We start from the raw sequence: 19,757 nt of genomic DNA on the forward strand, positions 1-19,757 counted from the left end.
GACTTGCCGTCGCCGCTGTAGCGCACCACTCCCTCGCGGGAGGGCTCCACCGGTGGTGTGCCGCCTTAGCTCAGTTGGCCAGAGCAACGCACTCGTAATGCGTAGGTCTCGGGTTCGAATCCCGAAGGCGGCTCCAGCGAAACCCCAGCACGGACCTCGTCCGGGCTGGGGTTTCTTGGTTTCCGCGACCTTTCGGCGCCGGCGATCGCGGGCGTGCTCCGCCTCTGACGTCCCGTGCCGTCCCAGGGGTTGCGTGGGACGGTGCGGGAACGATGGCCCGCCACCACGGACAGCGCCCTGGTGAAGGCGGTGTCCTGCGACGTCTCGTCCCGGTCCTCGGTCTGCCACCGCCGTGCGGGATCGCCCCGGGACGCCTGGGACGGCGGGACGGAGTCCGGCCGTGCCTATGGTTCGGGCTGTCCGGACCGGTCCCGAGGCGCTCTCCGCCCGGCCCCCGGCCCGCACCTCCGTGTGCCATGCACCGTTCCCCCGCCACCGAACCGAAGGCTGGTCCAGCATGCCCATGAACTCCCTCACCCGCACCGCCGTCCTCGCCGGTGCGGCGACGCTCGCCCTGACCGCGCTGACGGGGACCGCGGAAGCCCGGGTCGGAGCTCCGTACATCGGTTACGGCCAGGCCAACAACGGCTCTGCGGTGTGGTGCGTGCAGCACCAGGTGAACTTCTTCTTCAAGAAGAGCGCCCCGTGGCACGGGCAGATCTCCGAGGACAGCAAGTTCGGCCCCCAGACGGACGAGGCCATCCGGGTCTTCCAGCAGATAGTGAAGCGGGAGCTCGCGCCGGGGATGGACGTCGACGGCATCGTCGGGCCGATGACCGGCACGTACCTGCTCATCCTCGGCGACCCGGACTTCGGCCGCGACGGCAAGGGGAACGGCTACTGCGAGGGTTACCTGCCCTCCAACAACTAGGCCGCCCCTTCAGGGTCTTGCCCGACACGCGCCGCCCGGCGCCGCACCTCGCCGCACGACACGCGATGCGTGCGTCGCGGGTTCGAATCCCGAAGGCGGCTCCGGCGAAACCCCGGCACGGACCTCGTCCGCGCCGGGGTTTCCCGGTTCTGCGCGCTCCTCGCGGGGTGCCGGTGGTCCCGGGGCGGTCCTAGGGTGACCCGATGAGCGATCACAGCAGTGGCAGCGGTCCCGTCGGTGCGCCGGAGTCGGCCCCGGACGGGGTGGCGGTGCGGGAGGCCGGGGCGGCGGACCTGGCGGTCCTGAGCGAGCTCTTCCTCGGGTACCTGGAGTTCTACGAGGTCCCGGTGGCCGACCCCGGGCGGCCGCGGGCGTACCTCGCCGAGCGGATGGCCAAGGGCGAGTCGGTCGTGCTGCTCGCCGAGCGCCCCGACGGCACCGCCGTGGGTTTCACGCAGATCTACCCCACCTTCTCCTCCCTGGAGATGCGGCCGATCTGGGTCCTCTACGACCTGTTCGTCGCCCCGGCCGGCCGCCGCACCGGCGCCGGCCGGGCCCTGCTGCGCACCGCGCTCGACCGGGCCCGGGCGGCCGGCGTGGCCGGGGTGCAGCTGGAGACGGCGTACGACAACCGCGTCGCGCAGGGCCTCTACGAGGCGGAGGGCTTCGTGCGGGAGGAGTTCCACGTGTACTTCCACGGGCTCGACGACTGACGTCGGGGAGGGTCCGGTGCATCAACTGGCAACGAACAAAAGAGGGGTGAAACATTTCTCCGGGCTCGGCGCGTCGTAGGGAGTGAGGGCGCGCGATCGGCGTGCGCCGGGGACGGGGGAGAAGGATGGGTCGGTCCCGCACGGACGGGTTCCGCGCGTTCGCCGCTGCACGCACCGGGCACCTGTACCGCTCGGCCTGCCTGCTCACCAGTGGCGACACGCACCTCGCCGAGGACCTCGTGCAGGAGACCCTGGGGCGCATGTACGTGCTGTGGGGCCGCCGGATCGGGCGGATCGACAACCCCGCCGCGTACGCCCAGACCGTCCTCGTGCGCGTCTACCTCACGCACCGCCGCCGCTATTCCTCCTCCGAGCGCCCCCACGGGGAGTTGCCCGGTGCGGACACCGCCGCGGCGCCGGCCGCCGATCCGGCGCTGCGGATCACGCTGCTCGACGCGCTCGGGCGGCTCGCGCCCAAGGACCGCGCGGTGGTGGTGCTCCGCTACTGGGAGGACCGCAGCATCGAGGAGACCGCCCAGGCCATGAACCTGAGCTCCGCCGCCGTCCGGACCCGCTGCTCCCGCGCGCTGTCCCGGCTGCGCGAGCAGCTCGGCGGGAGCCTGGGCGAGTTCGCGCTGCGCTGAGGGCGGGGGGTGCGGTGACACCGCGCCCCCGCCCCGCCCCCGTACCACCTCACACGACGTCACCAACACGCCAGGAAGGTGTGGTTCCGCATGCCCTTCGAAGACGAATTCGAGCAGGCCCTCCGCCGGACCGGAGACGGGTTCACCGCCGAGCAGCACAGCCATCTGGTCGAGGGCGGCGAGCGGTACGGCCGCCGCCGGCTGGTGCGCCGGCGGGCCGCACTGGTCACCGGGAGCGTACTGAGCTTCGCCGTGGTGGCCGGCGCCGGTGCGTACGCCGCCGGGATGGTCGGGGGCGGGACCGACCGCACCTCCGTGGCGGCGGCCCCGTCGGTGGACACGGGCTCCGGCACGGCGGGTGACAAGAGGCCCGCGGGCGGCGCGGGCAAGTACAGCGGCGAGCAGCTCGTCGCGATCCTCAAGCAGCTTCTGCCCGCCGGCCAGTTGACGGACACCCAGGGCCGGGGCACCCGCGAGTCCGGCCCCTATGCGGCGGGGGTGTTCGACGACGGCAAGGGGAAGGCGGCCGTGTCGGTCTCCTTCAACCGCTTCACCCCCGGCAGCCAGGTGCTCGCGGACATGACCGCCTGCCCGGGCCGGAACGACATCGAGTTCGACGCCTGCGAGGAGGAGAAGCTCCCCGGCGGGTCCCGGCTGATGGTCTTCCAGGGGTACGAGTACCCCGACCGCCGGGAGGAGACCAAGAACTGGCGGGCCGTCCTGGCGACCAAGGACGGCTACGTCGTCGACGCGAGCGAGTACAACGCGGCCGCCGAGAAGGACTCGCCGATCACCCGGCCGAAGCCGCCGCTCACCCCCGCCCAGCTGAAGTCCCTGGTCACCTCGACCAAGTGGACGCCCGTGGTGCGGGACCTGTACGCACCGCCCGCCGCTCCCGGCGGCGACACCGCACCCGCGCTGCACGTCCGCGAGCCGTTCCTGTCCCTGCTCCCCAAGGGGCTGCGCGTGGTGGACAAGGGCGGCGACGGCGACGCCACCTACGCCGTGGTGGACGACGGCAAGGGCCGCTCGCTCGTGCAGATCAACGTCCAGCCGCGCATGGGCGCCGTGGAGCAGGAGCTCTTCCCGGCCGGCGACTCGTCGGTGACGCAGCTGGCCGACGGCACCAAGGTCCGGCTCATCAAGCGGCCCGGTGAGAAGGGCGGCGAGGGCGTCGTCTGGTGGACCGCGGACACGATCCGCACCGACGGCCTGCGGGTGGTCGTCTCGGCCTTCAACACCGGGTCCCAGAACAAGGCCGCCACGCGGGCCGAGCCCGCGCTGACGATGGAGCAGCTGAAGGCCATCGCGCTCAGCGGGATCTGGAAGGAGCAGGGCTAGCGGCGGGGCCGGCTTGGGGGCCGGGGCTTGCAGCGGGGCCGGCCGCAGCGGTGGCAGGGCGGGTTGCGGAGGTGCTGCGCGGTCACTTGGCGTCCGCGTAGCACTCCACCACGGCCGTCGTGAACGGGAAGCGCACGGGCGTCTCCCCGAAGGCGATCCGCCCGGCCAGGTCGCCGGCCGCGCGGATCGCCCGGGCCACCTCCTCGGCCTCCTCCGCCGGGCAGTGCACCATCACCTCGTCGTGCTGGAAGAACACGAGCTCCGCCCGGAGGCCCGCGGTCGCCCGCCGCAGCGCCGCCAGCATCAGCAGCGCCCAGTCGGCGGCGCTGCCCTGCACCACGAAGTTGCGCGTGAACCGGCCCCGGGCCCGGGCGTCGGAGGAGGCGTACCCGGGGACCCAGCCGTCCCGGCCCCGGTCCCGGCCGCTGCCGCCGCCGTCACCGGAGCCGTCCGCCGCCGGGTCGTACTGCGGCAGGCCCGCCTCGTCGCCGGCCCCGTCCTCGCCGTCCGGGCCGGATCCGGCCGCGGGCGGGCAGGTGCGCCCCAGGTGGGTCCGGACGAGCCGGCCCTCCTCGCCGGCCTTCGCGGCCTCGTCCACGTACGCCACCGCCTTCGGGAAGCGGCGGCGCAGCGCGGCCAGGTTCTTGAGGCCGTCGCCGGAGGTCTGGCCGTACACGGCGCCGAGCACGGCGAGCTTGGCCATCTCGCGGTCACCGGAGAACGCCCGGTCGGACACGGCCTTGTACAGGTCGCCGGGCTGGCCGGCCACCTCCATCAGGCCCGGGTCGCGGGAGATCGCCGCCAGCACCCGGGGCTCCATCTGGTCGGCGTCCGCGACCACCAGGCGCCAGCCCGGGTCCGCGACCACCGCCCGGCGGATGACCTTGGGGATCTGCAGTGCGCCGCCGCCGTTGGTGACCCAGCGGCCGGTGACCGTGCCGCCGGGCACGAACTCGGGCCGGAAGCGGCCGTCGTGCACCCAGTCCTGGAGCCAGGACCAGCCGTGCGCGGTGTAGATCCGGTACAGCTTCTTGTACGCGATCAGCGGCTCGACCGCCGGGTGGTCGATCTCCTGGAGCTCCCACCGGCGGGTGGAGCGGAGCTTGGTGCCCGCCTCGGCGAAGGCCTTGACCACGTCGGCGGGCAGGTCGGGGCGGACCCGACGGCCGAAGGCGCGCGACACCTCGTCGGCCAGCTCGGCGAGGCGGCGCGGCTCGCCCCGCCCCGCGTACCGCTCCCCGAGGAGCTCGGTCAGCACGGCCCGGTGCACGTCGGCCCGCCACGGTATGCCCGCCGCGTTCATCTCCGCCGCCACCAGCGCGCCCGCGGACTGGGCGGCGGTCAACAGCCGGACCCGCTCGGGGCGGGCGGTCGCCGCGTGCCGGCCGACCTGGTCGGCGTACACCTCCAGCAGGGCTTCGAACGGCAGCGGCGGGGCGGCCGCGGAGGCCGGGTCGAACAGCGACGACTGCGTGGTGGGCGTGGCTGCCCGCTGCGGCGGGTCGGGGGGTACGGGCGCCCCGTGCAGCCGCGCCCAGGCGGCGGCCGCGGAGCGGGGCTCGCCGAACCGGCCGGCGTGGCCCAGGAGGAGCAGTTCGGCGTCCTCGACGTCGTAGCACCGCTCGACGCGTACGCCGGCGGAGACGAGCTGCGGGTACACCTCGGCGGTGGACCGCCAGACCCAGCGCGTGCCGGGCGGGGCGGAGCGCACGGCGGTGGCGGCGTCCGGGGCGGTCCGGACGGGTCCGGCGGGCAGGCCGTCGGGGGTGAGGGGGACGTACTCGACCCCTTCGCCCTCGTCCGTGGTGCGGCCCTCGTCCTTGGTTCGGTTCGTGGCCGGGCCCAGTGCCCAACGCTCGCTCACGGGTGCGAGTGTGCCACCGGGGACTGACAGCGGGGCGTACTGGCAGCGGGGGGCGGGGCGGGTCGCCCGGTTCACCGGTGTGGGTCGGTCGCTCACGCTTCGTGGGCCGCCCCGTGGTGTGTGGGTCCCCTCGGCGCTTGACGGGGTAGGGCCTGCGGGCCCTGCGGCAGGCCCACCCCTGGGGCTTCGGGGCCTTCGGCCCTGGCCTTCGGCCCTGGCCTTCGGCCACCCCAGGCCCGGGCCCGCCTCCGGACCAGCCTGCCCCACCCCGTCAAGCGCCTCCCCCACACACCACGTGGCGGCCGGCGGGAGCTGCGCGGGCCACCGCCGGGCCTGGCGGTGTCTGCGGCTGCGGGTGTGGTGCGGTGGCGCTCCGCTGTCCACAGGCTGTGGACAGCGGGTGGCGGGAGGTGGGCGGAGGGCCGGCGGCGGGGCGTGCGAGGCTGGGCGTGTGAACCCGTCTGACCCGGTCGTCGACCGTGCCTTCGCCGCCGCCCTCTACTCCCAGGACGACACCGGCCTCGACACCGGAGCCTCGCTCCTGGCCGCCGACGCCGCCGGCTGGTCGGAGACCGGCCGACTGCTGCTGGCGCGCGGCTCGGCGTTCGTGCGTACCGCCTGGGAGCGCGGGTGGCAGCCCGCCGACGTGCTCCGGCTGGTGCGGCGCGACCTCGAGGAGCGCCACGAGCGCCTCGCCCTCGACCTGATCGCCGCCGAGGGCCGGCGCTACGGCGCCGGGCAGCTCTCGGAGCGCTGGACCGCGCAGCTCGCCGAGCTCGGTGGCGCCGGGGCCTGGTGGGGGAGCGACCCCGAGTACGCGGCCGGGCTCGCCCGGCGCGAGTCGGCGGACCGGTTCACCCTCGCCACCGCGCTGCTGGAGACGCTGCGGCTGCTGGTCCGGCTGCCCTCCGTCGAGCCGGTGGGGCCGGTGCCGGGGGATCCGCTGGCGGCCGTACCGCTGGAGCACGGCGACCCGAAGACCCTCGGGCGGATCCGGGCGCTGCTGGCCAAGGCCGAGGCGACGACCTATCCCGAGGAGGCCGAGGCGCTCAGTGCCAAAGCCCAGGAGCTGATGGCCCGGCACACCATCGACGAGGCCTCGCTGGCCCGGCCCGGACAGCGCCCCGGGGCGTGCCGGATCGGCGTCGAGCCGCCGTACGAGGAGGCCAAGGCGGTGCTCCTGGACGCGGTGGCCACGGCCAACCGGTGCCGGGCGGTGTGGAACTCGGCCTTCGGGTTCTCGACGGTGGTCGGATTCGAGAGCGACCTGGAGGCCGTGGAGCTGCTCCACACGTCGCTGCTGGTGCAGGGCACGGCGGCGATGACCCGGGCGGAGGCGGGGCAGCGGGCCGGCGGCCGCAAGCGGACGAAGGCATTCCGGCAGTCCTTCTTCCTGGCGTACGCGAGCCGGGTCGGACACCGGCTGGCGGAGGCGGCCGAGCACGTGGCGGAAGCCGTGCGCGCAGAGGCGGGCGAGCGGGCGGACGCGCTGCTGCCGGTGCTGGCGGCGCGGGACGTGGCGGTCGGCGCGCGGGCCGAGGAGATGTTCCCGCGGACCACGACCACCCGGCTGCGGGGTGCCACCGACGAGGCGGGCTGGCTGGACGGCACCGCGGCGGCGGACCGCGCCGACATGGGCGGGCGACGGGGGCGCATCGGGCGGGAGGCCCGCTGAGGTGCCGGGGGCTCGCCGAGGTGCGGGAGCCTCCCGGGTCCCGCTTCCGGGTCCCCCGAAGGAATGACGCCGCGCCTACCGCGCCGCATCACGCAAACCGCTGAAGGCGGTGCGGAACCCGTGGGATGCGGCGGGGATCACATACGCCCGTCCGTGGAACCGAACCCCTCCGGAAATTCATCTCGGAGAACGGGAAAATTCGCGACTGCCGTGTGACGCGTGTGACGCCCGGCGGTCACGGCAACTCGCCCGCACCATCGGGAACGCCCGGGAAATTGCCCTTTTGCCCCACGCTTCCGGGCCGCACCGAACCGCCGCGTGACCAGGGGGACACCCCGCGTGCACGTGCATCTGCCCATGCAGCAGCATATGAACACAGCTATGATCCGGTGGAGTTGACATCTGCACTATCGGGGGATTCCTGTGGACCACGCGTACAACGGCATGGCCGCCACAGAACTCGGCGGAGTCGTCTGGCAGAAGAGCCGGCACAGCAACTCGCAGGGCTCCTGCGTGGAGTTCGCCAAACTTCCCGGGGGGAATGTCGCCGTCCGCAATTCCCGGCACCCGGACGGCCCCGCCCTCGTCTACACGCCGGCCGAGATAGAGGCGATGCTGCTCGGCATCAAGGACGGCGAGTTCGACCACCTCATCGCGCCCTGACCGCCCCTGACCGCGGGCACCCCGGCGTCCGCGGCGAGTGCGCCGCGAAAAGCAGACGGGGTTCCGCCGGCCCCCTACCGGGCCGGCGGAACCCCGCCTCCTTCGCGTAACGCTGTGCGCCGGCGTTGTCCGGACGCGCCGCCGCGGCTCAGTCGTGGAGCATGAACAGCGCCCAGACCACCTTGCCCGTCAGCCGCCCGGCCAGCGGATGCCAGCCCCAGCCGTCGCTGTACGAGTCCACCAGGAACAGTCCGCGCCCCGATTCCAGGTCGCAGTTCTCGTCCAGCCGCTCCGGGGAGAAGCCCTCGCCCTCGCCCGGTGCCGGGCAGTCCTCGCTCGGATCGCGCACCGCGCACACCAGGCGCGTGCTCCACCTCATGAGGTGGAGCCGTACGCCCGACTCGGGCGCCGCGACCGCGCCCGCCGGCAGCGCGTGCCGCAGGGCGTTGGTGACGAGTTCGGAGACCACCAGCGCGACGTCGTCGAACCGGTCGTCGAGGCCCCACTGGGAGAGCGTCGATCTTGTGAACGAACGGGCGCCCCGCACCGCTTCGAACTGGGCGGGCAGGGCGCAGGACGCGGACCCGGAGACGGCCGAGGGGTCGACCGGGGGCAGCCCCTGCCGTAAGGGCTCGAGCATGGTCGATCCATTCGTCCCCATGCGAGGCACTCCCGGGAGTCGCGGACGGAGCGGTACTGCGGGGTGGCGCCTTGCGCCCGCGCGAGAGACGCACGGTACGCGCCAACCATGGTTCCGAATGCGATGGGCAGATGCAAGGGCAGATGCACGTGCACGCGCCGGACGTGTCCGCTCCCGTGATGCTTCTTGCCCATTTCTTCCTACGCTTACTTACGGACTTCTTTTCCAGGAAGCCGGATTCCGTTACAGAACGAGCACGGGCCACTGCGTTTTGGTGGCAGACTGCGGCCCGGGGTACGGGGGTCCCGCAGGCAGTCCCCCGCGCCGGTGGGCGCAGGGGACACGAGCGAGATGGGGAGGGTTGGAGAGTGACCGCAGGAGAGTCGAACAGCGGCTCCGTGGTGCGACGCATCCTCCTGGGATCACAGCTGCGGCGACTGCGTGAATCCCGTGGGATCACCCGTGAGGCGGCCGGCTACTCGATCCGCGCATCAGAATCGAAGATCAGCCGTCTGGAGTTGGGAAGGGTGAGCTTCAAGGCCAGAGACGTAGAGGACCTGCTGACGCTCTACGGGGTCACCGACGGCGCGGAGCGCGAGTCGCTCCTCGGCCTCGTGCGCGAGGCCAACGCGGCCGGGTGGTGGCACAGTTACGGCGACGTGCTGCCGGGCTGGTTCCAGACGTACATCGGCCTCGAGGGTGCGGCCTCCCTCATCCGTATCTATGAAGTGCAGTTCGTGCACGGCCTGCTGCAGACCGAGGCGTACGCGCACGCGGTCGTCAGCCGCGGCATGCCCGGGGCCTCGGCCGCCGAGATCGACCGCCGGGTGGCGCTCCGCCTCGAACGCCAGAAGGTCCTCGTCTCCGAGAACGCGCCCCAGTTCCACGCCGTCCTCGACGAGGCGGCCCTGCGCCGTCCGTACGGCGACCGGGCGGTCATGCGCGGCCAGCTGGAGCACCTCATCGAGATCTCCCAGCGGCCGAACGTGCGGCTCCAGGTCATGCCCTTCAGCTTCGGCGGTCACGCGGGCGAGAGCGGGGCGTTCACGCTCCTGCGCTTCCCCGAGTCCGACCTCCAGGACATCGTCTACCTCGAACAGCTCACCAGTGCCCTCTACCTCGACAAGGACGACGAGGTGGCCCAGTACGGGCGGGCGATGGAGCGCCTGCAGGGGGACTGCCCCGACCCCGGTGCGACCCGGGATCTTCTCCGAGGTCTGCTCCAACTTTCTTGACACGCAAGTAGGATGACGGCCATTCAGGCGCCAGTGCAGCGCAACGGTGCGCGCTCGCAGTAAGGGATGACATGTCCATATTCACCGAGCTGGCTCACCAGTACATCGACGGGCAGTGGCTTGCCGGTACCGGCTCGTGGGACATCATCGACGTCAACCCCTACAACGGCGAGAAGCTCGCGGCGATCACCGTCGCCACGGTCGAGCAGGTCGACGAGGCCTACCGGGCCGCCGAGCGCGCCCAGCGCGACTGGGCGCAGGTCAGCCCGTACGCCAGACGCGCCGTCATCGAGAGCGTGCTGCGCCTGACCGAGGAGCGCGAGGACGAGCTCGTCGAGGCGATGATCGACGAGCTCGGCGGCACCCGCGCCAAGGCCCGCTACGAGGTCTGGCTCGCCAAGGAGTTCCTGCGCGAGGCGATCCAGCTCGCCGTCCGGCCCGAGGGCCGGATCCTGCCCTCCCCGGTGGAGGGCAAGGAGAACCGCGTCGAGCGGCGGCCCGTCGGCGTGGTCGCGGTCATCAGCCCGTTCAACTTCCCCTTCCTGGTCACCCTGAAGTCCGTGGCCCCCGCCCTGGCCTTGGGCAACGCGGTCGTCATCAAGCCGAACCAGAACGCCCCGGTCACCGGCGGCGGGGTCATCGCCAAGCTCTTCGAGGACGCGGGCCTGCCCGCCGGCCTCCTCAACGTCCTGGTCACCGACATCGCCGAGATAGGCGACGCGCTGCTCACCCACCCCGTGCCCAAGGTGATCTCGTTCGCCGGCTCGGACCGGGTCGGCCGGCACGTCGGCGCCGTCGCGGCCAAGCACTTCAAGCGCACCGTCCTCGAGCTCAGCGGCAACAGCGCGCTGGTCGTCCTCGACGACGCCGACCTCGACTACGCCGTGGACGCGGCCGTCTTCAGCCGCTTCGTCTACCAGGGGCAGGTCTGCATGGCCGCCAACCGCATCCTGGTGGACCGGGCGGTCGAGCAGGACTTCACCGAGCGGTTCGTCAAGCGGGTCCGCTCGCTCAACACCGGCGACCCGCACGAGGACGACGTGCAGATCGGCCCCCTGATCAACCCGTTCCAGGCGGACGCCCTGACCGCGCTCGTCGACCGCGCGCTCGAGGAGGGGGCCACCGCGCTCGTACGGGGCGCCACCCGCGGCAACCTCGTCGAGCCGACCGTGCTGACCGGTCTGCCCGAGGACTCCCCCCTGCTGGGCCAGGAGATCTTCGGCCCGGTCGCGCTGCTCGTCCCGTTCGACGGCGAGGACGAGGCCGTGCGGCTGGCCAACGCGACCCCCTACGGGCTCAGCGGGGCCGTGCACACGCGCGACGTCGAGCGGGGCGTGCGCTTCGCCAGGCGCGTCGAGACGGGGATGTTCCACGTCAACGACTCCACCATCGCGGACGAGCCGCTGGCCGCGTTCGGCGGGGAGAAGTCGTCCGGGCTCGGGCGGCTGAACGGGGACGCGACCGTCGAGGCCTTCACCACCCAGAAGTGGATCTCGATCCAGCACGGGCGCTCGCACTTCCCGTTCTGAGTCCGGGTCCGACCGGGCGGACCGTTTTTCCTCCCCGTGCCGCCGGCGATCGCGGACAGAACCTGACCGCAAGGCCCCGTAGCGTCGTTCCCGTCAGAAGGAAACAGGCGCAAGCCAGACGCGAAGGCAGGCGGTCGGTCATGGTCACTCACGTTCCCGCGGAATCCCAGGGCGACGAGCGCGGCGCGCTCCTGAACTTCGTCGAGGCCCAGCGCGGCGCCCTGCGCCGGTCCGTCCTCGGCCTCACCGCCGAGCAGGCCGCCAGCCGCCCGAGCGCCAGCGAGCTGTCCCTCTCCGGCCTGCTCAAGCACGTCGCGGAGACCGAGCTCAACTGGCTGCGGATGGCCCAGCAGAAGCCCAACGAGAAGCAGCGCGACGAGTCCACCTGGGCCGACAGCTTCCGGCTGGTCGACGACGAGTCGGTGGAGGGCGTGCTGGCCTTCTGGGACGGGGTGGCCGCCGAGCTCACGGACTTCATCGCGAACGTGCCCAGCCTCGACGACACCTTCCCCCTGCCGGACCAGCCCTGGTTCCCCAAGGAGGGCGAGGTCTCGATGCGCTGGCTGCTGCTCCACCTGGTCGAGGAGCACGCCCGGCACGCCGGCCACGCCGACATCATCCGCGAGTCCCTGGACGGCCGGACCGCCTTCGAGCTGGTCGCCGCCGCCGCGACGGACGCCTGAGGTCCGTCCGGCCCCCGTCCGGACCCCGTCCGGCCCCCCGACCGAGCCCCGACCCCGACCCCGCCTCCGTCGCCGCCCGGGCTTGCACCTCACGCCGCGTGAGGGGCCAGGCTGGTGTGCGTACCGAACGACAGGAGCGGGAACGATGAGCTATTCCGTGGGCCAGGTCGCCGGTTTCGCCGGGGTGACGGTGCGCACGCTGCACCACTACGACGAGATCGGCCTGCTCTCCCCGAGCGGGCGCAGCCACGCGGGGCACCGGCGTTACGACGACGCCGACCTCGAGCGGCTGCAGCGGGTCCTGTTCTACCGGGAGCTCGGCTTCCCGCTCGAGGAGGTCGCGGTCCTGCTGGACGATCCCGACACCGATCCGCACGAGCACCTGCGCCGTCAGCACGCGTTGCTGACCAGCCGGATCGATCGGCTCCGGCAGATGGCCAAGGCCGTCGAGCAGGCGATGGAGGCACGCAGAATGAGCATCAACCTGACCCCCGAGGAGCGCTTCGAGGTCTTCGGGGACCAGGACCCCGAGCAGTACGCCGACGAGGCCGAGCAGCGGTGGGGCGGCACGGACGCCTACAAGGAGTCCGCCCGCCGGACCGCGAAGTACACCAAGGAGGACTGGCAGCGCATCCGGGACGAGGGCGATGCGCTCAACCGGCGGCTCCTCGCCCTGATGGAGGCGGGGGAGCCGGCCGACTCGGAGGCGGCCATGGACGCCGCGGAGGAGCACCGGGCGCAGATGAGCCGGAACTTCTACGACTGCCCGCACGCGATGCACCGGTGCCTCGGTGAGATGTACGTCGCCGACGTCCGCTTCACCGAGAACATCGACAAGGCCGGGCCGGGCCTGGCCGCGTACCTGAGCGCGGCCATCGTCGCGAACGCGGAGCGGCACGAGGCCTGAGGCGCCGGGCCTGATCCGGCCTGATCCCCAAGACAGGCCCTAGCCGCAGGGGCTCCGCAGACGGTAAAAAGGTGGCAAAGGAGCCCCCCTCCGGGCTGGAACCGGGCGGGGGCCCGCCGCGTTCATAATTGTGGGCAACCGCCCGGCGCACCTGTCCCCGCGACGGCACACCTGTCCCCGAATCCCAGGAGCCCGGATTCCCGTGTACACGACGACCCTCGCGACCGGACTCTCCGAGTGGATGTCCCCCGACTACTGGATCTCCAACTTCGGTCTGATCGGCATCCTGGCGATCGTCTTCGCCGAGTCGGGGCTCTTCGCCTTCCTCCCGGGCGACTCGCTGCTCTTCACCGCCGGTCTGCTGGTCGCCAACGGCCAGTACATCGAGGAGCCGCTCTGGCTGGTGGTCACGCTGATCGTGGCCGCGGCCGTGCTCGGTGACCAGGTGGGCTACCTGATCGGCAAGTTCTTCGGCCCCAAGCTCTTCAACCGGCCGAACTCGAGGCTCTTCAAGCGGGAGAACCTCGACAAGGCGCACGAGTTCATCGAGAGGTTCGGCCCCAAGGCCATCGTGCTGGCCCGCTTCGTCCCGATCGTGCGGACCTTCGCGCCGATCGTGGCGGGCGCCGGCCGCATGAAGTACCGCACGTTCATCACGTACAACGTGATCGGCGGCATCGGCTGGGGCGCCGGCGTCACCATGGCGGGCTACTGGCTCGGCCAGATCGACCTCATCAAGAACCACGTCGAGGCGATCCTCGTGCTGATCGTCCTGGTGTCGGTGGTCCCGGTCGTCTTCGAGGTCCTCAAGGCCCGCCGCGAGGCGAAGAACGCCCCCGCGGCCCCCGCCGGCGCCCAGGACAGCGAGTTCACCGCGCCCCCGCAGCGCGGCCGCCACGCGCGCCGCTGACGCCGTCGCGCACTCCGACACCGGACGAAGGCCCGGGGCTCGCCGCCCCGGGCCTTCGTCGTGCTCCGTGGGGTGGGGTAGGTGGCGTGCGGTGCGGGGCCCTGGTGGCGGGCGCCGCGCGGCGGCCGGGCGGGCTCAGTACCCCCGGGTGCGCTTGGCCGCGCCGCGCTTGGCGGCGCTCGTGCGCACCGGCCCGCGCATGAACAGGCGCGAGACCTCCGCGCCCAGGTTCACGCCGATCGCGATGGCCAGTGCCAGCGCGGCCGCGTTCACCAGCGAGGCCAGCCCCTTGTCCAGCCGGCCCTCCGCGATCGACAGCAGCCCGTAGTACGTCGCCGAGCCCGGCAGCAGCGGCCCGATCGCCGCCGTGACGTACGGCAGCGCCGACGCGTACCGGTAGCGCGAGAACAGCTGGCCGAACAGGCCCACCAGCCCCGCCGCGACCGCCGTGGACGGCACCGGCGGGATGCCGCCGGCGTAGTGCAGCGCCCCGAACGTCACCCAGGCCACCCCGCCGTTCAGCGACACGATCCACACCGTGGACCACGGCTGCTGCAGCAGGATCGCGAACGTGAACACCAGCACCAGCGCGGCCGCGATCTGCACCGGCGGCCGCTCGGTGATCTGCAGGACCTCCTCCGGGTTCGGCGAGGCGTGCAGCTGCAGGCCCAGGTAGAGCACCACCAGGACGCCGATGATGATCCCGATGAAGAGGTACATCACCTCCAGCAGCCGGGCCGAGGCGGTGATGTAGAAGCCGGTCAGGCCGTCCTGCACGGCCGCCACCAGGGCCCGTCCGGGCAGCAGCGCGAACAGTCCACCGGTGATGACCGCGGAGGCCTTCACGTCCCAGCCCGTCAGGCTGATCGCCACGCCGATCGCGGCCGGCGGCATCGCCGCCACCACGAACTGGTAGAACTCCGGCAGCCCGCGCCCCGCGCACACCCATGCCAGCCGGTCGCCCAGGACCGCGCCCAGTGCGGCCGCGAAGAACACCGCAACGCCGCCGCCGACCAGGATCGAGGCCGCCCCCGCCAGCAGGCCCGCGGCCGCGGTGAGCGCCCAGCCGGGGTACGGGTGGCGGTTGCGGCGGATCTCCGCCAGCCGCCGGTACGCCTCCTCCAGGGAGATGTCGACCTCGGGCGCGCTGACGTCGTCGACCAGGCGGAACACCGCCGCCAGCCGGTTGTAGTCCGTACCGCGGCGGCGCACCGTACGGCTGGCCGAGACCGGGTCGTCCACCAGCGAGGGCTGGTGCGTGATCGACAGCATCGTGAAGGTGACGGTCGGCTCGCACCGGTCCAGCCCGTACGAGCGGGCCACCGCGAGCATGGCCGCCTCGACGTCCTCCGCGCCCTCGCCGCCGGCCAGCATCAGTTCGCCGATGCGCAGGGTCAGGTCGAGGACGCGCGGCACGGCCGGACCGGCCTCGCCGTGCTTCTGGGCGGGCTCCGGCACCGGCCGGTCGCCGACCGGCATGCGCAGCATGGTGCGCATCCGGTCCTGCCAGGGGGACTCGGTCATCCGGGCGAACGGCAGGTCCGTCGCGGCCTGGTGGCCGGGCGGGCCGGGTGGGACGGCGTACGAGCCCGGACGGGCGAACGCGGAGCCCTCGAGCTCGGCCGGCGGGGGTTCCAGGCCCTCCGGAACCGCGAACTCCGACGTGGGGTGCTCGTCCTCGGCGGGCGGCGGCGCGGCCACGCCGTCCGGCGGCGCGAACGCGCTGTGCGCCTCGTCCGACCGCGGTTTGCGGTCCTCTGCCCCCTCGGACTCCGCCACGCCCACTCCTGTCCCTGGCCGCCCCGATCATCAGTATGCGGAACCGTTTCGTCCATGGCGAAAGCGGGTCGAGGGGGGTGTGGGGTGGGGTGGGGTGGGTGCTGGTACGCCGATGTGCGGGCGGGTGCGCGGGCGCGAGGCGGGTGCGGGTGTGGAGGCGGGCGCGGGCGCGGGTCGGGTACGCGAACGGGCGGCACCCCGTGCCGGGGTGCCGCCCGTTCAGCTCGGCTCCGTCAGGAGCCGGAAGGATCGGCGAGGAGCCGGGGGCCTCAGTGGCCGCCGTGCTCCTGCAGGCGCTTGAAGGAGCGCTCGATCTCGGCCTCGGCCTCGGTGCGGCCGACCCAGTTGGCGCCCTCGACGGACTTGCCGGGCTCCAGGTCCTTGTAGACCTCGAAGAAGTGCTGGATCTCCAGGCGGTCGAACTCGGAGATGTGGTGGATGTCGCGCAGGTGCTCCACGCGCGGGTCCGAGGCCGGCACGCACAGCAGCTTGTCGTCGCCGCCCGCCTCGTCCGTCATGCGGAACATGCCGATGGCGCGGCACTTGATCAGGCAGCCCGGGAAGGTCGGCTCGTCCAGGATGACCAGCGCGTCCAGCGGGTCGCCGTCCTCGCCGAGGGTGTTCTCGACGAAGCCGTAGTCGGTCGGGTAGCTGGTCGAGGTGAAGAGGCGACGGTCCAGGCGGATCCGGCCGGTCTCGTGGTCCACCTCGTACTTGTTCCGCGAACCCTTGGGGATCTCGATGGTGACGTCGAACTCCACGTCCTGCTCCTCCATGATCACGTGCTTCGAGTGACAGCGCGTCCACCCGGGGGCCGGGGTGCCATGCTCGCGGCAAGACGCAGTGGTTAAGTGTCCCTCACGCAGTCGTGTGATCGCGAAAGGGGCTGGTCCGAGGTGCCACTGACGACGACGTGGCGGCTCGCCGCGGGATCGGCCGCGGCCGGTCTCGCCCTCGCGGCGGGTGCCGTGGCCGCCGCAGGGCCCTGGGACTCCGGCCAGCGTAAGGCCGAGCGGGCCTGGGCCGCCGCCCACGAGCGCACGGGTGGCGCACATCACGGACGCGGGGGCCCCCAGGGGCCCCGTGAGCCCGCAGTGGCACCCAGTGCCCCCGGCGTGCTGTCCGCGGTCGCCGGGCCCGGCCTCACCGCCGCCCGTACGGCGGCCCTGGGCGAGGTCCTCGCGCCCCTGATGGCGGATCCGGGTCTGGGCGCCACGCACACCGCCTGCGTCCTCGACGTGGCGACCGGACAGGTCGTCTACGCGGCCGACGCCGACCGGCCCATGACCCCCGCCTCCACCATCAAGATCGCCACCGCGACGGCGGCCCTCGCCGCCCGCGGCCCCGACCACCGCATCGAGACCCGGGTGCTGGCCGACCCCGACGGCCGCCGGGTCGTCCTCGTGGGCGCCGGCGACCCCACCCTCACCGCCCGCGCCCCGCGCGGCGCCGGCTCCGACGGCGCCACCGGACCCGGCCCGGCCGGCCACGGCCCCACCGGCGGCAGCCTCGTCGAGCTCGCCGACGAGACCGCGCGCGCCCTCAAGAGCCGCGGCGCGGGCGCGAAGAACGTGCGCCTGGCCTACGACACCACCCTCTACAGCGGCCCCGCCGCCCACCCCATCGGCGCCGACAACGACAACATCGCCCCGCTGAGCGCCCTGATGGCCGACGAGGCCCGCCTGGACCACTCGTACTCCGGTACGGCCGACCGCGCCCCGGACCCGGCCCGGGAGGCCGCCGAGGCCTTCGCCGGACTCCTGCGCGCCCGTGGGATCGCCGTCTCCGACGACATCGCCCCGGGGCGCGCCGCGGCCCAGGCCGCCCCCGTCGCCGACACCGCCTCCGCACCGCTCGCCCAACTGGTCGAGCGCATGCTCACCGAGAGCGACAACGACCTCGCCGAGGCCCTCGCCCGTCAGACCGCGCTCGGCGAGAAGAAGCCCGCCAGCTTCCAGGGCGGCGAGCAGGCCGTCACCGCGCGGCTGCGCGCCCTCGGCGCCCCCCTGCGCGGCGCCCGCTTCGCCGACGGCAGTGGCCTGTCCCGCCAGGACCGGGTCAGCGCGCGCCTGCTGGCCGCCCTGCTCGCCCGGGCCGCCGACCCCACGCGGCCCGACCTGCGGCCCGTCCTGACCGGCCTGCCGGTGGCCGGGTTCACCGGGACGCTCAGCGGCCGCAACACGGGCGACTCGCCCGCCGCGGGGTTGCTGCGCGCCAAGACCGGCACGCTCAACGGGGTGAACTCGCTCGCCGGGGTCGTGGTGGAGCCGTCCGGGCGGTTGCTCGCCTTCGCCTTCCTCGCGGAGGGGACGCCCGGGAAGGACGCGGCGCAGGGGGCGTTGGACCGACTGGCCGCCGGGTTGGCGGGGGGTGCTGGCTGAGGGTGGGGGGCTGGTTGAGGGCTGAGGGTTGAGGGCTGGTTGAGGGCTGAGGGTTGAGGGCTGGCTGAGGGTTGAGGGCTGAGGGCTGGCTGAGGGTGGGGGCTGTCGGAGCCCGCGGCCGGTGTCGGGGCTTGCTCGCTTCGTGGGGCCGCCCCGTGGTGTGTGGGTCCCCTCGGTGCTTGACGGGGCAGGGCCTGCAGGCCCTGCGGCAGGCCCACCCCGGAGGCTTCGGGGCTTCGCCCTGGCCTTCGGCCACCTCCGGCCCGGGCCTGCCTCCGGACCAGCCTGCCCTACCCCGTCAAGCACCTCCCCCACACACCACGGGGCGGCCCGGCGGGGGCTTCGCTCGGTTCGGTTGCTCGGGGCGGGGGCGTCCGCGGGGCGGTCTGCCATGACGCGTCGAGCGCCTTCGCCACACATCACGGGCGGCCGGGCGGGGGCTTCGCTCGGTTCGGTTGCTCGGGGCGGGGGCCCGCCGGGACCGGTGCTGCGACCCGTTCCACGCGGCACGGGACCCGGTGCACAACCCCCTCCGCAGCGGGCCCGGTCCACGTACCGTTGACGTATGACGAGCCTCGGTGGTGCGGAGATGGTCGACTGGAATCTCGCGGTATCGACCGCGACCCGGCTGGTACGGCCCGGACCGGAGGTGACCCGGGACGAGGCGCGGGCCGTCGTCGCCGAACTGCGCCGGCACGCGCGGGCCGCCGAGGGGCACGTACGGCGGTTCGTCCGGATGATGCCCGAGGACGCGCCCGTCGCCGACACGCCCGTGCTCGTCGTGGACCGGGCCGGGTGGGCCAAGGCCAACGTCGCCGGCTTCCGGCACCTCCTCACCCCGCTCCTCGGCAAGATGCAGGAGCGCCGCACGACCGCGAACGCCCCCGGCGGGGCGCTCTTCGGTGCCGTCGGCGGGAAGGTCACCGGGGTCGAGCTCGGCATGCTGCTCGGCTTCCTGGCCTCCCGGGTGCTCGGGCAGTACGAGACCTTCGCCCCGGCCACCCGCGACCTGCCCGGCTCCGCGGGCGGCGGCCGGCTGCTGCTCGTCGCCCCCAACATCGTCCACGTCGAGCGCGAGCTGGAGGTCGACCCGCACGACTTCCGGCTGTGGGTCTGCCTGCACGAGGAGACCCACCGGACGCAGTTCACCGCCGTCCCCTGGCTGCGCGACCACCTCGAAGGGGAGATCCAGTCGTTCCTCGGTGCCACCGAGATGGACCCGATGACCGTCCTCGAGCGGCTCCGCGAGGCCGCCCAGGCCTTCTCCGGGGCCCGCCCGGAGGCCGAGGACGGCGAGGAGGAGGGCGGGCGGTCGCTCGTCGACCTCGTCCAGACCCCCGAGCAGCGCGAGATCCTCGGCCGGCTCACCGCCGTGATGTCCCTGCTCGAAGGGCACGCCGACTACGTCATGGACGGCGTCGGTCCCGAGGCCGTGCCCTCCGTCGCCGAGATCCGCGAGAAGTTCCAGAAGCGGCGCGCCAGCGGTGCGGGGCGCCTCGACGCGGCCCTGCGCAAACTCCTCGGGCTCGACGCCAAGCTCCGCCAGTACCGCGACGGGGAGCGCTTCGTGCGCGCCGTCGTCGACCAGGTCGGCATGGACGGCTTCAACCGCGTCTGGACCTCGCCCAACACCCTCCCCACGAAGGCCGAGATCGCCAGGCCCGCCGACTGGGTCCAGCGGGTGCACCGCAAGGGAAGTGACGCGGAGTGACGCAAAGCGACCGTTGATGTCTCCTGGAGGCGCTCAGCATCACCCATCCGAGGGACCGTGGGCCGTGGATAGGCGTGCGATGCTCAGGGAACGGCTCGGCTCTGTCACCATCGACGCACTCTGAGTGACGTTCCGGTCCTCCGGGGCCGGG

Annotated in this window: 16 protein-coding genes, 1 tRNA gene and 1 pseudogene; 14 read left to right on the forward strand and 4 right to left on the reverse strand. The window is 73.2% G+C overall.

Annotated elements, in window-relative coordinates; genetic code table 11:
• The first annotated feature begins 59 nt into the window (after positions 1-59).
• From ACIQCH_RS16385 to ACIQCH_RS16405, 5 genes are all read left to right on the forward strand, one after another.
• Positions 60-136 (forward strand) — tRNA-Thr (locus tag ACIQCH_RS16385).
• Between the two features lie 381 nt (positions 137-517).
• Entirely contained in the window at positions 518-931 is a 414-nt protein-coding gene (locus ACIQCH_RS16390) for a peptidoglycan-binding protein (protein WP_402581346.1), read from the forward strand.
• Between the two features lie 203 nt (positions 932-1,134).
• Positions 1,135-1,644, forward strand: a complete 510-nt coding sequence (locus ACIQCH_RS16395) for a GNAT family N-acetyltransferase (RefSeq protein WP_402581347.1) — start codon at positions 1,135-1,137, stop codon at positions 1,642-1,644.
• A 125-nt stretch (positions 1,645-1,769) separates the two neighbouring features.
• Positions 1,770-2,288 carry a SigE family RNA polymerase sigma factor gene (locus ACIQCH_RS16400; protein WP_030199626.1) on the forward strand — a complete coding sequence of 173 codons (519 nt, stop codon included), beginning with the start codon at positions 1,770-1,772 and terminating at the stop codon, positions 2,286-2,288.
• A gap of 90 nt (positions 2,289-2,378) precedes the next feature.
• Positions 2,379-3,629: a hypothetical protein gene (locus ACIQCH_RS16405; protein ID WP_402581348.1), complete on the forward strand. Its 1,251-nt coding sequence runs from the start codon at positions 2,379-2,381 to the stop codon at positions 3,627-3,629.
• Between the two features lie 82 nt (positions 3,630-3,711).
• On the opposite strand, the gene ACIQCH_RS16410 is transcribed toward ACIQCH_RS16405, so the two are convergent.
• A complete protein-coding gene (locus ACIQCH_RS16410) occupies positions 3,712-5,493 on the reverse strand; it encodes a bifunctional 3'-5' exonuclease/DNA polymerase (RefSeq protein ID WP_402581349.1) in 1,782 nt (593 codons plus the stop codon).
• A gap of 451 nt (positions 5,494-5,944) precedes the next feature.
• Here ACIQCH_RS16410 and ACIQCH_RS16415 point away from each other — a divergent pair, with 451 nt between their 5' ends.
• Entirely contained in the window at positions 5,945-7,168 is a 1,224-nt protein-coding gene (locus tag ACIQCH_RS16415) for a DUF2786 domain-containing protein (protein WP_402581350.1), read from the forward strand.
• Positions 7,169-7,591: 423 nt separating this feature from the next.
• On the forward strand, positions 7,592-7,831 hold the full coding sequence (locus ACIQCH_RS16420; RefSeq protein WP_030199639.1) for a DUF397 domain-containing protein: 240 nt from the start codon (positions 7,592-7,594) through the stop codon (positions 7,829-7,831).
• A gap of 148 nt (positions 7,832-7,979) precedes the next feature.
• Here ACIQCH_RS16420 and ACIQCH_RS16425 read toward each other — a convergent pair whose 3' ends face one another.
• The gene (locus ACIQCH_RS16425; protein ID WP_402581351.1) at positions 7,980-8,471 is read right to left on the reverse strand and encodes an ATP-binding protein; all 492 of its coding nucleotides are present in this window, start codon (positions 8,469-8,471) and stop codon (positions 7,980-7,982) included.
• Between the two features lie 368 nt (positions 8,472-8,839).
• Between ACIQCH_RS16425 and ACIQCH_RS16430 the strand changes: the two genes are divergently transcribed.
• From ACIQCH_RS16430 to ACIQCH_RS16450, 5 genes and pseudogenes are all read left to right on the forward strand, one after another.
• Positions 8,840-9,706 carry a helix-turn-helix domain-containing protein gene (locus ACIQCH_RS16430; RefSeq protein WP_402581352.1) on the forward strand — a complete coding sequence of 289 codons (867 nt, stop codon included), beginning with the start codon at positions 8,840-8,842 and terminating at the stop codon, positions 9,704-9,706.
• Positions 9,707-9,777: 71 nt separating this feature from the next.
• On the forward strand, positions 9,778-11,235 hold the full coding sequence (locus tag ACIQCH_RS16435; protein ID WP_402581353.1) for an aldehyde dehydrogenase family protein: 1,458 nt from the start codon (positions 9,778-9,780) through the stop codon (positions 11,233-11,235).
• A gap of 140 nt (positions 11,236-11,375) precedes the next feature.
• Complete coding sequence (locus ACIQCH_RS16440) at positions 11,376-11,918, forward strand: DinB family protein (RefSeq protein ID WP_402581354.1); 543 nt, start codon at positions 11,376-11,378, stop codon at positions 11,916-11,918.
• A gap of 145 nt (positions 11,919-12,063) precedes the next feature.
• Positions 12,064-12,825 carry a MerR family transcriptional regulator gene (locus ACIQCH_RS16445; protein ID WP_402581355.1) on the forward strand — a complete coding sequence of 254 codons (762 nt, stop codon included), beginning with the start codon at positions 12,064-12,066 and terminating at the stop codon, positions 12,823-12,825.
• Positions 12,826-13,066: 241 nt separating this feature from the next.
• Positions 13,067-13,693: pseudogene (locus ACIQCH_RS16450) on the forward strand (DedA family protein); the annotation flags it as partial.
• A 177-nt stretch (positions 13,694-13,870) separates the two neighbouring features.
• On the opposite strand, the gene ACIQCH_RS16455 reads toward ACIQCH_RS16450, so the two are convergent.
• Positions 13,871-15,514, reverse strand: coding sequence for a threonine/serine exporter ThrE family protein (locus ACIQCH_RS16455; RefSeq protein WP_402581356.1), 1,644 nt, complete (start codon positions 15,512-15,514; stop codon positions 13,871-13,873).
• 269 nt (positions 15,515-15,783) lie between these two features.
• A complete protein-coding gene (locus tag ACIQCH_RS16460; RefSeq protein ID WP_402581438.1) occupies positions 15,784-16,275 on the reverse strand; it encodes an inorganic diphosphatase in 492 nt (163 codons plus the stop codon).
• 333 nt (positions 16,276-16,608) lie between these two features.
• Here ACIQCH_RS16460 and dacB point away from each other — a divergent pair, with 333 nt between their 5' ends.
• Together dacB and ACIQCH_RS16470 are read left to right on the forward strand one after the other, a co-directional pair.
• The gene (gene dacB, locus ACIQCH_RS16465; RefSeq protein ID WP_402581357.1) at positions 16,609-17,895 is read left to right on the forward strand and encodes a D-alanyl-D-alanine carboxypeptidase/D-alanyl-D-alanine-endopeptidase; all 1,287 of its coding nucleotides are present in this window, start codon (positions 16,609-16,611) and stop codon (positions 17,893-17,895) included.
• A 565-nt stretch (positions 17,896-18,460) separates the two neighbouring features.
• The gene (locus ACIQCH_RS16470) at positions 18,461-19,606 is read left to right on the forward strand and encodes a zinc-dependent metalloprotease (protein WP_402581358.1); all 1,146 of its coding nucleotides are present in this window, start codon (positions 18,461-18,463) and stop codon (positions 19,604-19,606) included.
• The last annotated feature ends 151 nt before the right edge of the window (positions 19,607-19,757 follow it).

The sequence above is a fragment of the Streptomyces sp. NPDC093225 genome, assembly GCF_044753805.1.
Lineage (GTDB): Bacteria > Actinomycetota > Actinomycetes > Streptomycetales > Streptomycetaceae > Streptomyces.

Coding starts and splice junctions, on each gene's coding strand:
- ACIQCH_RS16425 (WP_402581351.1), bottom strand. CDS start 8,471: ATGCTCGAGCCCTTACGGCAGGGGCTGCCCCCGGTCGACCCCTCGGCC.
- ACIQCH_RS16445 (WP_402581355.1), top strand. CDS start 12,064: ATGAGCTATTCCGTGGGCCAGGTCGCCGGTTTCGCCGGGGTGACGGTG.
- ACIQCH_RS16395 (WP_402581347.1), top strand. CDS start 1,135: ATGAGCGATCACAGCAGTGGCAGCGGTCCCGTCGGTGCGCCGGAGTCG.
- ACIQCH_RS16390 (WP_402581346.1), top strand. CDS start 518: ATGCCCATGAACTCCCTCACCCGCACCGCCGTCCTCGCCGGTGCGGCG.
- ACIQCH_RS16470 (WP_402581358.1), top strand. CDS start 18,461: ATGACGAGCCTCGGTGGTGCGGAGATGGTCGACTGGAATCTCGCGGTA.
- ACIQCH_RS16435 (WP_402581353.1), top strand. CDS start 9,778: ATGTCCATATTCACCGAGCTGGCTCACCAGTACATCGACGGGCAGTGG.
- ACIQCH_RS16405 (WP_402581348.1), top strand. CDS start 2,379: ATGCCCTTCGAAGACGAATTCGAGCAGGCCCTCCGCCGGACCGGAGAC.
- ACIQCH_RS16440 (WP_402581354.1), top strand. CDS start 11,376: ATGGTCACTCACGTTCCCGCGGAATCCCAGGGCGACGAGCGCGGCGCG.
- ACIQCH_RS16400 (WP_030199626.1), top strand. CDS start 1,770: ATGGGTCGGTCCCGCACGGACGGGTTCCGCGCGTTCGCCGCTGCACGC.